This is a genomic window from Desulforamulus reducens MI-1 (genome assembly GCF_000016165.1).
Lineage (GTDB): Bacteria > Bacillota > Desulfotomaculia > Desulfotomaculales > Desulfotomaculaceae > Desulfotomaculum > Desulfotomaculum reducens.
The window spans coordinates 3,069,505-3,081,933 of sequence record NC_009253.1 but is presented as its reverse complement, the minus strand read 5'-3'; the positions used below and the strand labels follow the sequence as shown (position 1 = coordinate 3,081,933).

Annotated in this window: 12 protein-coding genes and 1 other annotated feature (1 of these 13 only partly in view); of the genes, 8 read left to right on the top strand and 4 right to left on the bottom strand. The window is 42.7% G+C overall.

Features of this window, described 5'->3' with window-relative positions; all coding sequences use genetic code 11:
* Positions 1–67: a binding site (T-box leader), on the top strand; it begins 189 nt to the left of the window's first position.
* A gap of 218 nt (positions 68–285) precedes the next feature.
* Together DRED_RS15140 and DRED_RS15135 are read left to right on the top strand one after the other, a co-directional pair.
* Positions 286–1,275: an ABC transporter substrate-binding protein gene (locus tag DRED_RS15140; protein WP_011879137.1), complete on the top strand. Its 990-nt coding sequence runs from the start codon at positions 286–288 to the stop codon at positions 1,273–1,275.
* A gap of 10 nt (positions 1,276–1,285) precedes the next feature.
* Entirely contained in the window at positions 1,286–1,648 is a 363-nt protein-coding gene (locus tag DRED_RS15135; protein WP_011879136.1) for an ABC transporter permease subunit, read from the top strand.
* A gap of 93 nt (positions 1,649–1,741) precedes the next feature.
* Here the strand turns inward: DRED_RS15135 and DRED_RS15130 are convergent, their stop codons facing one another.
* Together DRED_RS15130 and DRED_RS15125 are read right to left on the bottom strand one after the other, a co-directional pair.
* The gene (locus tag DRED_RS15130; RefSeq protein ID WP_011879135.1) at positions 1,742–1,948 is read right to left on the bottom strand and encodes a hypothetical protein; all 207 of its coding nucleotides are present in this window, start codon (positions 1,946–1,948) and stop codon (positions 1,742–1,744) included.
* Positions 1,949–2,063: 115 nt separating this feature from the next.
* Positions 2,064–2,612: a GerAB/ArcD/ProY family transporter gene (locus tag DRED_RS15125; protein ID WP_011879134.1), complete on the bottom strand. Its 549-nt coding sequence runs from the start codon at positions 2,610–2,612 to the stop codon at positions 2,064–2,066.
* Positions 2,613–2,987: 375 nt separating this feature from the next.
* Here DRED_RS15125 and gcvH point away from each other — a divergent pair, with 375 nt between their 5' ends.
* From gcvH to lpdA, 5 genes are all read left to right on the top strand, one after another.
* Positions 2,988–3,350 (top strand): glycine cleavage system protein GcvH, encoded by a 363-nt coding sequence (gene gcvH / locus DRED_RS15120; protein WP_011879133.1) that lies wholly within the window; start codon positions 2,988–2,990, stop codon positions 3,348–3,350.
* Between the two features lie 152 nt (positions 3,351–3,502).
* A complete protein-coding gene (locus DRED_RS15115; RefSeq protein WP_041274669.1) occupies positions 3,503–5,251 on the top strand; it encodes a sigma 54-interacting transcriptional regulator in 1,749 nt (582 codons plus the stop codon).
* A 297-nt stretch (positions 5,252–5,548) separates the two neighbouring features.
* Complete coding sequence (locus tag DRED_RS15110; RefSeq protein WP_011879131.1) at positions 5,549–7,180, top strand: sodium:solute symporter family protein; 1,632 nt, start codon at positions 5,549–5,551, stop codon at positions 7,178–7,180.
* A 36-nt stretch (positions 7,181–7,216) separates the two neighbouring features.
* Positions 7,217–7,669 carry an OsmC family protein gene (locus DRED_RS15105; protein WP_011879130.1) on the top strand — a complete coding sequence of 151 codons (453 nt, stop codon included), beginning with the start codon at positions 7,217–7,219 and terminating at the stop codon, positions 7,667–7,669.
* A 27-nt stretch (positions 7,670–7,696) separates the two neighbouring features.
* A complete protein-coding gene (lpdA, locus tag DRED_RS15100; protein WP_011879129.1) occupies positions 7,697–9,088 on the top strand; it encodes a dihydrolipoyl dehydrogenase in 1,392 nt (463 codons plus the stop codon).
* A 54-nt stretch (positions 9,089–9,142) separates the two neighbouring features.
* On the opposite strand, the gene DRED_RS15095 is transcribed toward lpdA, so the two are convergent.
* Positions 9,143–10,501 (bottom strand): PdaC/SigV domain-containing protein, encoded by a 1,359-nt coding sequence (locus DRED_RS15095; RefSeq protein WP_011879128.1) that lies wholly within the window; start codon positions 10,499–10,501, stop codon positions 9,143–9,145.
* A gap of 237 nt (positions 10,502–10,738) precedes the next feature.
* Between DRED_RS15095 and DRED_RS18875 the strand changes: the two genes are divergently transcribed.
* Positions 10,739–10,882, top strand: coding sequence for a hypothetical protein (locus tag DRED_RS18875; protein ID WP_156779556.1), 144 nt, complete (start codon positions 10,739–10,741; stop codon positions 10,880–10,882).
* A gap of 14 nt (positions 10,883–10,896) precedes the next feature.
* Here DRED_RS18875 and DRED_RS15085 read toward each other — a convergent pair whose 3' ends face one another.
* On the bottom strand, positions 10,897–12,180 hold the full coding sequence (locus DRED_RS15085; RefSeq protein ID WP_011876735.1) for an IS110 family RNA-guided transposase: 1,284 nt from the start codon (positions 12,178–12,180) through the stop codon (positions 10,897–10,899).
* Positions 12,181–12,429: the final 249 nt, after the last annotated feature.

The window sequence follows — 12,429 nt, the reverse complement described above, 5'->3', positions numbered from 1 at the left end:
CCCGTACTTTTAAGCGGCATTTAAGCAATTAGGGTGGTACCGCGAAATCAAGCATTTCGTCCCTTCGAGGATGAAATGCTTTTTTATTTAGTACGTGTCATTTCCTGTACCTTGTAGAGGTGGGCTATTATGCCAATTTGGGTGGTATCGCGGATTAACTCTCCGTCCCTTTCAGGGACGGAGAGTTTTTATTTTTTGAAGTAAAGGAGGGATGCAATTTTCAAAGGGTTTATTGTTTGGTATTGCTCTTTTCGTTATCTTAAAAAAATATTGGAGGTAAACAAAATGAAAAAATACTTATTATCCCTATTAATAATTGTATCCCTTCTCGGGTTAAGCGGTTGTGGAAGTTCTCAGGGAGTTAAAGAACAGGAAAAAGCTGAAAAAGTAAATCTTGGTATTATCCAAATTGTGGAGCACCCATCCTTAGATGCAGCACGACAGGGATTTTTGGATGCTCTAAAGGAAGGCGGCTATGCCGAGGGCCAAAAGCTCATTGCTGATTATCAAAATGCCCAGGGAGATCAGGGAAACCTGCAGGCCATTGCCCGCAAGTTTGTGCAGGATAAGAAAGATGTGATTCTTGCCATTGCTACCCCTTCGGCTATGACCATGGCCAATGAAACCAGTGAAATTCCCATTCTTATGACTGCCGTAACTGATCCTATCAGCGCGAAACTGGTGAAGAACTTACAACAGCCTGGCACCAATGTTACTGGGACCACGGATATGAACCCAGTTAAGGATCAGTTAAAGCTGATAAAAGATATTGTTCCCTCTGCTAAGAGAGTGGGCATTATCTATAACTCCAGCGAAATTAACTCCGCGGTACAAGTTGAAGCAGCGGACAAGGTGGTGCCGGAGCTTGATTTAGAACTGGTTAAAGTATCGGTCTCTGCCAGCAATGAAGTTATGCAAGCAGCTCAGTCACTAGTCGGTAAAGTGGATGCCTACTACCTGCCCACGGACAACATGGTTATTTCTTCGGTAGCTGCTGTTATCAAAGTAGCGGAAGAAAACAAAATTCCCATATTTACCGGAGAGAGCAGTTCTGTTGAACAGGGTGCGTTGGCCACAGTGGGGATTGACTACTACCAGTTGGGATATACCACCGGAGAAATGGCGTTACGTATATTAAAGGGTGAGAAACCCCAAGAAATGGCTGTTCAGGGCCAGGTCGGGACCGATATTATCCTGAACCTTAAGGCTGCAGAAAGAATCGGCTTAACTATTCCCAAAGAAGTACTAGCGAAGGCAAATAAAACCATAAAATAGGTGAGGAAAAATGACAACAATTGGCTTAGGCGTTTGGGAGCAAGGTTTACTATGGGGTGTTATGGTACTGGGGGTCTTTTTAACCTTCAGGGTCCTTGATTTTCCGGACCTGACAGTGGACGGTAGCTTTACACTAGGAGCTGCCGTGGCAGCCAGTATCATTCTTGAAGGTCATAATCCCTGGGTAGGTACCTTTTTGGCAATGGTTTCTGGCATACTGGCTGGTTCAGTTATAGGCTGGTTAAACACGCGGCTTCGTATTTCTCCTTTATTATCCGGTATCTTGGTCATGATTGCCCTGTACTCCATCAATTTACGAAGGTACACTAAGAGGCGTCTATACAGACGCCCTTATGCATGCAGGAAAGTATAAAACTTTCCTGCATGCATAAGGGTAACTAAGGCTTACGCTATCGCTATCGCCTAAAGGCTCTCGTGCCCTATAGGGTATGAGAAGTAGTTTAAATTAGGTAAGAAGGCCTTGAACAACAATTGTAATCAAAGCTGCGGGGCTGGGCAATTGGATCCCGAGGGCATAAAGGATACTTAATACGAAGGCCAATAGCCAAAGGGATAAAAACACAACTAACTCTCGCCAATACTGTCTTTGTACCAGTGCTGGAATTTCAAAAAAAGCCATGGTAGTAAAGGTCAGAATCAAAAGAAAAATCATGGGTTTGATGCCCCTTTTTTTGGCACCCCTCTTATTATTGCTACGATAAGGGAGATGAGTGGTAAAACCAGCTGAAACAAAAGACTATAGTAAGGGTAAACATCAATGGCAAAGGCTAAACTCCCAAATAACTATTAAAATTTACTAAACTCATTAGAGTAATAATGGCTCCCAAAGGATATACCAATGGCAAATAAGCCTTTAATTTAAATAACTGTGCCAGGCCCAGTGTGCCGCCATAAAATAATACAAATATCTTGATAACTCCCACTAACAAAAAACTAATGGCCAGGAGGATTTCCATTCTAGTAATGATATTGGCAATATCAATTAGACGGACAGTTCTATAGGGGGGGAAGGATTCGATCTCAGCCATGGGTCCCAGGGCAGTGATATCACGTATAGCAACCAAAGAAATGAAGATGCCAGCAATAAACATGAAAATTAAGACATGTTTTGTTAAATTACCTGTCTTCTTAACAAAGGGAAAAATCATAAGAAAGGCGATGGTCTCACCAAAGGGAAATGTAGCTGTACTATGGACAGACTGAAGGAAATCCTTTAAGGGAAGATCAAATATTGGTAATAAATTACTAAAATCCATATCCTTAAAAAGAAAAACAACACTGTGAACAGCCATCCAAAAATAAATTAAACATAACATAAGAACTCCTAGTTACTAGAAGAATTTATTGTATTTTTTCCATACCAGGTAAAATTATGTATAGGCTTTGGCGCAAGCCAAGTTTTTCTAAAAGTAATCTATTATCTTTTAGAGAAAGTAGATGGATATAATTAAATATGGTACATTATTGCACCAGGCTGGTGCATTTTAGAAAAGTAGCAAACAAAGGAACCAAGAAGATTTAACCAGACAATGGTGCAATTGTACACCATCATTCGGTTAATATCAGGCATATGAGAAAGTAAACTATCCCCATGTGTCGACTGGAATAACGAAGCTGACTAAGTCCATTGGACATTGGCATGACAATTGCAACAAATGTTTTAAAAAATTAATCAGCCTGGAGGTACAAAAATGAAAAAATACAGTAAAGAGCATCAATGGATAGAGGTAGAAGGCCATAAGGGACGCATGGGCATTACCAAATTTGCCGCAGAGCAATTAGGGGATATTGTGTATTTAGAACTGCCTACGGTGGGAGAACAAACCACTGCCGGGGAACCCATGACGGTGGTGGAGTCTGTGAAATCCTCTTCAGATATCTATGCCCCGGTTACTGGAGAAGTGTTAGCTGTCAATGAAGTGCTGGGGGATGAACCGGAGCGTTTAAACCGGGACCCTGAGGGAGAAGCCTGGATTGCTGAACTGAAAGCGGAAAATCCTGCTGAATTGGATGATTTAATGACAGAGGAAGAATATCTAGAATTTGTAAAATAAAGTAGTAATTGCATTATGACGTACCTCTAAAATTGACTTCATTCAAAGACATGGTTATCATTCCATGCATAGCCTTTTTGTTTTATCTTATGGTAAACTGAAGGTTATAATTAGGAATGCTAACGATGTCTTTTGTTTTGGAGGAGAATTTAATGAAAGTTAAGCAGGTTATGTTAGAGAATCCTCGGACGCTGCATCGTAGTAAAACACTGCGAGATGCCAGTGAGGTCTATAAACAAACTAAAGTGAACTGTGCTCCCATTGTTGATGATGAAAACAATGTGGTGGGAATCTTAACCGTTTTTCGGTTATTGGAGGCCTTAGAAAACGGAGCAACCTTTGCAACCCGTGTGGATGTGGTTATGGATCGTAACTTGCAGATTATTGATGAAGATACCTGCTTTAGTGAAATCTGTCATAAACCCATCGATCGACTTGTAATCTTTAATCAAAAGCAGAAACTAACAGGGGTCTTAACAAGAATTGATCTCATCAATAAAGTTCATAGGGCCTTGGAAAATACCGAGGATAAATTGGCTGAAGCCTTTGAAACCAATCAAAGGCTTAGAAGCATCATTGAGGCTTCCTATGATGGGATCATTGTGGTGGATAGCCAAGGAGTTGTTCAAATGGTCAACAGCAGTTATTTTAGACTGCAGGATTCCTCCCATGACCCTGCAGGAACTTCCTTGGAACAGATACCCCTTGACTGTCACGACGACGTGATAAAAGTGTTTCAAGAGGTTATGCAACAGGGAAAAGTGGCCTTTGCCCGTTATCAGGGAGAGAATCTCAGTGAGTTGACCATTACTGGTTCACCTATTTTAGATGATCAAAACAGCCCGGTTCATGTGGTGATCAGCCTACATGACTTCACAGAGTTAAACCAATTAAGGCTGCAATCAGCTCGGTATTCCGAGGAATTAAAATCCTTACGGACTAAGAACCAAAAGGATTTGATCTTTCACGACACTGCCATGGAACGGGTTGTAAAAAAGGCCCTACGGGTATCTGAGGTGGATTCAACCGTGTTGATTACAGGTGAATCCGGAGTGGGAAAAGAAGTGATTGCCAGGACCATTCATCGCAACAGCCCCAGGGCAGAGGGGCCTTTTATTGAAATAAATTGTGGCGCTATTCCTGAACACCTTTTAGAATCGGAACTATTTGGTTATGAAAAGGGAGCCTTTACCGGAGCCAATAAAGAAGGAAAACCCGGTATGATGGAATTGGCCAACGGGGGTACACTGCTGCTGGATGAGGTAGGGGACTTGCCTTTGAACCTCCAGGTTAAGTTGCTGAGAGCCCTTCAAGAGCAGGAAATTTACCGCATTGGAGGACGAACTGCTGTTAAATTAAATGTACGTATTCTTGCTGCCACTAATAAAAATTTAGAGCAAATGATTGCAGAAAAGAAATTTAGGGAAGATTTGTTTTACCGTTTGAATGTTGTACCCATTCATATTCCACCCCTACGAGAACGAAAAAGTGATATTTTGCCTCTAAGCATGCATTTTTTAGAAAAATTTAACAATAAATATAACTTTCACAGACTTTTTTCTTCCGAAGTATTCAAACTTTTTGAGCAGTACCCTTGGCCCGGCAACATCAGAGAACTGGCTAATTTGGTGGAACGGTTGATAATTATGTCAGAACAGGAAACCATTTACCCAGATCAATTGCCTCCAACATTTTTTGGCAAACCATCAACCAGTCCTCTGCAAATATCCATTGATGAGATCATTCCTTTAAAGGAGGCCAGAGAACAGGTTGAAAGCGAGCTAATCGTAAAGGCCTTGAAACAATATAGAAGTTTGAGGCGTGCTGGAGATGCGCTGGGTGTAGCCCATTCTACTTTATTACGTAAAGCTAGGGCTCTGGGTATCTCCGTTGAGGAATAGCTTATGGTGGTGCGGAATCAATCCAAGCTGGTACAAAAATGTACCAGCTTGTGACAAATGGAATAAAAGGTTTTTGGCTACGTCCTATATACGACATCAAAAAAGCATGGTGCATTACAACACCATGCTTTTTTGATGTCATAGGTTATTAGGGGATTTAGGCATTGGCACGATCATTGCAAAAGTAATAACTAGAACAAGCGCGCTAAACCTGTGTCATGGGGCGGTGGTAGGGTAATAATAAGAGATTACTAGTTAAGACTTTTGAGAAACTAACAATTGAAGGAGGAAGATGCTATGAGTGCTTATGGGGCTTGGATAATCGGGCTGGCAGTGGCCTATACAGCCATCCTGATTATTCTAGGAAACATAGTAAGAAAAAAAGCCACCAGTGGTGAAAGCTACTGGGTTGGTGGACGTAACTTTAAACCCTGGATGGTATTTGTTTGTATAACGGGCTTATTTTCAGGTTCATCTTTTATTTCCATTATGGAATTATCTTATCTAAAAGGGATTTCTGCAGGTTGGTACGGTGTAGCGGAGATGTTGCACGTCCTTATTATTGCAATTCTTCTAATTGGAACCTTCCGTAAACGCATGATGGTTACGGTAAGTGGTTTGATTGGCGATTCCTTTGGTCGTATGGCAATGGGAGTGGCCGGCACCATTACGGCCTTTACCTTCCCCATGTGGTCCGTGGCCACAGCATTGTCCTTTGCTTCGGCGGTTAGTGCATTCACCAATATTCCCATTACCACATCTGTTGCCTTTGTGGCGATCTTGCTTTTGATTTACCTGCAGGCCGGCGGCATGTGGTCGGTTGTTATGACACAAACCGCTAACGCCATTATGTTCTTTCTGATGTTTATTATTGGTGTAACAGCCTTTTTCATTAACCCTGGCATTGAAGGATTAAGGCACCTGGCAGAGGTTAAGCCTGCTATGTTTGATAGCACAGCGGTGGGGCTGCAGGTGATTATTTCCTGGTTTGCAACCTTCATGATTAACGTATTACTGGCTCAGGCTGCATTCCAAATGGCCCTGTCCTGCCGGACACCAGAAGAAGGACGTAAAGGCATGCTGATGGCCTTTGGAGCAAACATTTTCTTTGTTTTCTTTGGTGTTCTTTTCGGTCTGGCTGCTGCAGCCGTTGTACCGGATGGTGCCCGTGGCATGGTGGCCGTTCCACAATATATGGCAACGGTTTTACCGGCGCCGCTGGTTGGTTTGTTCTTCCTGGGCATTTGGTCCTGCGCCCTGGGTTGGGGGGCTTCCTGCCAGTTCTCTGGTTCCACCAGTTTAGGTCGTGACGTAACCGGGGCCATTAACCCGAGCCTTACTGACACGCAAAAAGTAACTTATACAAAGTGGTCGCTGGTTATTCTGACAGCCCTCATGATTATTCTGGGCTACCTGCGCAGCGAGCAGGCTGCCTGGTGGAATGTATTTGCCTGGACCCTGCGCAATGGTGCCACCTTTGCCCCGGTGGTTGCAGCACTCTTCTGGCCACTGGCTACCAAACGGGCTGCATCCCTTTCCCTGGCAGTGGGCTTCGTCTCAGGCCTAAGCTGGTATGCCCTGGGTAACTGGGATCCTGCTAAGTTCTACTTAAATGTTCACCCTGTATTCTTTGGTATGTCCTTAAATATGCTTACCATGCTAGTGGTTACCCTAGTGGAGCAATCCGGCAAATTTAGGGTAGGCGGTGAGCTTACTACAGTGCGCAAAAATGTAGCAATGGTAGCAGTTGCCCTTGGCGGTCTGTCTCTTATATCCATTGCAACTGCCTTCAATTGGTTATTTACCAAAGGTTTACTGGGCCTGGCATGCTTCACGGTTGTGGCCGGTATCTTCATCATGACCATATCTGTAACATCACCCATCGAAGATAAAAGTTCAGTAAAATCTCTGAAAACCCAAGAAGCTTAAGTTCATAAAAATTTGGCATAAAAGGAGAGGACACATATGTCGAAAGTTCATATTAACTGGGAAGGAAATATGAAATTTGTAGGTGCCGATGATAGCGGTATAGCAATTCCCATGGATGCAGCAGAAATATATGGTGGTCAGGGCCAAGGGGTAAGACCGATGGAGTTAATGTTAATGTCTCTGGGTGGTTGCACAGGGATTGAAGTTACCCATATTCTCAATAAAATGCGAGTGACCTTTGACGAGCTAAAAATAGAAGTGACAGGTAACAGAGTTGAAGATCATCCCAAGGTTTTTGGAGACATTCAGGTCATCTATCGCTTTACAGGTGAAAATGTCCCTGTGGAGAAAGTAAACAAGGCCCTGCAACTGGCGGAGCAGGTCTATTGTTCGGCAGCTAACATGATGAATAAAGTGGCAAAAATCACCTATTCCTTTGAGATCAATGGCACCGTGCATGAATATCAACCCAAGCAGGATGCCAACTAACAGACCCAAAGGAGGCTTATTGGTTAGATGACTAACGAAACTTTTGATGTGGTTGTCATTGGCGGCGGCCCCGGTGGATATACCGCCGCCGCCAGGGCGGCAGCCCTGGGGGGCAGGGTAGCTCTGGTTGAAAAGGAAGCTTTGGGAGGTACCTGCCTGAATCAGGGCTGCATTCCCACCAAGACATTGTTAAAATCCACGGAAGTATTGGAAACAGTTAAAAAGGCAAAGGATTTTGGTGTGGAAGTAGGAGTTCCCGAAGTAGCTTTAGAAAAACTTATTAACCGGAAGCAGGCAGTGATTAAGCGCCTCAATACCGGCGTTGAGTTTCTCATGAAAAGCGGTAAAATATCTGTTTTCCAAGGAGAGGGAAAAATAACCGGTGCCAATGAAATAACGGTTTCTAACCCATCTAAGCAGGTGATTCTTAGAACCCAAAAAATTATCATTGCTACCGGGTCCCGCCCGGCAGTTATACCGGGGTTGGAGACAGATGGCGAAAAAATCATTAATAGCAACCACGCATTGATGTTAAGTGATGTTCCCGGCAGCCTGTTAATCATCGGCGGGGGCGCCATTGGAGTAGAATTTGCAAGCATTTATCATAAGCTGGGGGCAAAGGTTACACTGGTTGAGGCAATGGACAGAATTTTACCCTTTGCTGATGAAGAAGTAAGTAATGGGTTAAAACAACTGATGACACGGGAAAAAATATCGATTCTCACCAGTGCCAAGGTATCTGGAGTTAACAACTCTGAGGAAGGGCTTTTGGTTAATGTAGATACACCAAAGGGCATCCAGGAATTTAGGGTTGATAAGGTTCTAGTAGCGGTGGGACGCAGGCCCAATGTGGAAAACCTTGGCTTAGAAGAAATAGGCATTCAAATCGAAAGAGGAAGAATTGTGGTCAATACCTATATGGAAACCAACGTGCCCAATATTTATGCCGTTGGGGATGCCACAGGAGGTATTTTGTTGGCCCATGTGGCATCCACCGAGGGTATAGTGGCCGCAGCAAACGCCATGGGCGGCCATAAAGAGATGGATTATGCTGTAGTCCCCAGTTGCATTTACACTTCACCGGAGTTGGCCTCGGTGGGGATCACCGAAGCCCAGGCAAAGGAGCAAGGTATCCAGGTGGTTGTGGGCAAGTCCCAATTTACCGGCAGTGGCAAAGCACTGGCCATGGGCGAGAACAAGGGACTGGTTAAAATTATTGCCGATGTGGAAAATGGCAAAATACTAGGTGTTCATATCCTGGGTCCACAGGCAACCAGCCTGATCTCGGAGGCAACCCTGGCCATAAAGCTAGGAGCCACCGCAGAAGATATGGCCGAAACTATCCATGCTCATCCCTCTTTGCCGGAAACGGTGATGGAGGCAGCCGAGCAGGTGGTGGGTCTGTTGAAGACTATATAGAAACCGCCCCTTGGGGCGGTTTCTATATTTAAGTAACAAAGGTTATCATTAAGTCTAACTAACGGGCATTTCTCCAAAGGAGGTATTAAGATAGGGTTGTACCTTCTCTAGGGGAATCTCCAGCTGAACATAATCCGTTGCTGAATCATCCTCTATATAATGGAAGACTAAATTTTTATCGGTAAAATATACACCCATCCAATCTCCAAAACCAGCAAAGGGTTTTTTTAGTGAGGTGTTATTCTTAGTAGCTTCTGTTAACAACTGATTGATGGCCCTTTGTGAGGTCTCATCTTTTTTAATCAGATTCTTGGCGGATATTTGGTTACCGGTTTTCAAATCAAAATTCTGAGCTTTTAAGATTTTGTACTGCCCGCCTTCCCATTGTTGGGCTCCCTTAAATACCACACTTAAAATATTCTCATCCTGACGGGTTATTTCATAGTCAACATTTAATTTTGACTGAGGCGTAGCTTCCCGCATAGCAGGTTCTAAGACATTTTTTAAATCCTGGTTTATGTAATCCATAATCAACTGGCCTTTAAAATTTTTAATTTGTGGGAAATATACCTCAACATTTTCCTTTTTAATAAACCCATCGACTGTTTCATAAACTGCTTCGGTATTAAGGCCCAGTAAGTTAAAGTATTGATCCTTTAACAATCCCTTAAGCTCTTTGACTGGGACTTTTATTTCCACAATGCCCGTTGACCTTGGGGCAATTTCATAAAGCCCGAAGCAAATTACAAGCTGACCATCTTTTATATAAAAGGATTGGGAGTCAGAGATGGATGTAAATCCCATATCACCAGAAAAAAATGTTTTATCCTCAAATTTTTCCTGTATTGCAATCTGTCTTTTAATTTTCTTATTCAGAAAGTCTTTATAATTGACATTTTCTTTGAATAAATCCTTTAGGGTAAAAAGCTCGTTCTTGGAAAGGTCCATGTTGTAATAATCAATGGTGTACATGCCGTTGGCTCCACCGGTGTAGACATAATTTTTTACGGCAAAGGAGAGGATGTCTTCTTTTTCCAGCAGGGTATAATCCAGTAGGAACTGGTAAGGACGAATGGGCCAACCTTCTTTCTTTGCTTCCTGGACATATTCCAGTGCTTCTTTTTCCAGGTTGCTTTTTTGCTCCATAGCTTGATTTAAAATTAAGTTGTTTATTTTATTCTGAAGTTCAATGTTTTTTAGGCCCGTCAGCATCGGTATTTTCAGATCCAATTCCAGTGATTCACTGGTGCTTTTTATAATTTTGGGTGTAAAGTTAATGGCAGGGATTTGTTCAGCTTGGCTGAAGGCTACTTTATTTACAGTGGGCATTGGTAGACTAGTGGATGCCAATGCATAGGATGCGGTAGCAAAGAGTAAACCACCTACAATTCCAATGGTTATAACTTTTTTCATGATTTAAACTGCCTCCCTCAATAAAATAAATTTTTCTTTCATTTACTCACTCATTCTTACAATTTCAAGCACATACAAACAAGGTTCAAAGGAATAATTTTAAATAAATTACATTATATGGTTGGTGGGGGTGTAGCCAATCAAAGGCTACGCCTAATTTTACAGATTATGGTTGCACAATGGATCTCCACATGTACCCTTGTGGTTTACCCTCCCACGTCTCACGGGGTCCAATATATGGCCCTTACATTCCTTCGTTCTACCTCTCAAGGGGTGGAGGCCAGGTATGCTCCTTTGCTGGGTCATGCCCGTATGGAAATATTAGTTCCCGGCTTCTCCGTGCTTCGTTTGTCTATCCAATTCATTGTGAATAAGTGTTAATATTTAATAGCCTTTTAAGCAGCTTCCTGTAATTGCTCTTGGCGTACAACGCCTAATACTTGCTCCGCGTCATATGGAGTTTGTTTACTGCCTATGGTGAACAAAATACGAATCAATTTTCCACAGAGGGCAACTATGGATTGCTTTTTCTTTAAGGGATTTCCATGCCTTGTTATTAAATATTGGTGGATGGCCTTAAACTCTCGGTTTTTTGCAACCATGACTAACACAGTCTTAAATAACAAGGCCCGCAGCCGGGGGCGCCCCCGTTTACTGATTCGTGATTGTCCCTTGTGTTTACCAGAACTGTTCTCTTTTAGGTTTAGGCCCGCCAACTTTATGATTTGTTGCCCATGTTCATATCCTTTTAAGTCGCCTACTTCTGCAAGAAATCCGGCTACTGTAACCAAACCGACTCCTGGAATGGTCATCATTTCTGTGCTTCCAGGTATTTGTTGCAGTAACTCTTGAACTGCTTCCATCAGGATTTCCATCTGTTTGCACAGGATGTCATATTGTTCAAGTAGCATCCTTATTTCATGACGGGCAAACTCTATCCCTGTGGATAGTCCGATGGATTCTCTAGCAACCTGCATTAGTTTGTTAGCTCTTTTTATACCAACTGCCCGTTTAATCTCAGTTTTCCACAGGGTTACAATTGCCTCTGTGCCTGTTTTGATGACTTCCCGGGGGAGTGGACAAGTATTTAATATCATCAAGGATGCTTTGCCTTCCCAATCTTTGAAAACACTTGTGTACTCGGGGAAGTACCGGTCAAGCCAGTTGTGGATTCTACCTTTTACTCGGTTAAGGTCTTGATTAAGACGGTCCCTTTGAACCATTCCCACCCGCAGTTCCGCATAGACACCTGTGGGTAAGTTGGGTTCTGAGTAACGGCCATCTTTTACTAATTGGGCAATTACCCTTGCATCTTTGATGTCGTTCTTTGTGGGCGAGTTATCATCTAATTCCTTGCTTCTCTTAACATGCAACGGATTTACAACTACAACTGGTACACCTTCTTTGCGCAAAAACTCAGCCATTGGTAACCAGTAGTGTCCTGTGGGTTCGATACCTACCAGAGCATGATCCTTACCGTGCTCTACCATCAAGGTTCTAATCCAATGCATCAGCTTGGTTAAGCCCGCCCTAGTGTTGTCAAAGACCAAGCGTTTCCCCAACTCGATACCCCTAAAATCCTGGGCACGTGCCACGTGTTTAGATTTGGCAATATCGGCTCCAATAATTAAAGTTGATTCAGTGAGTTGCTCAATTCTTTGTTTTTGTTTATAATTCATTTTGAAGTACCTCCTGTGTGATTAAATTAGGGGTCGGTCGCCTAGATAGCTCGACACCCAGTATATTACAGGAGGTGCTTTTCTTTTACAAAGACCATTTTATTTCCTTACAGGAATGCTCCTTAATAACTCTAAATTAATTATAAGATAAGGATAAAGGGTTAGAGGATAAAAAGGGTTACAAAAAAGTTAAAAAACACCATTTAAATGCTAAGACAGGAAACATATTAATTTGTAACCTTTTTGTTA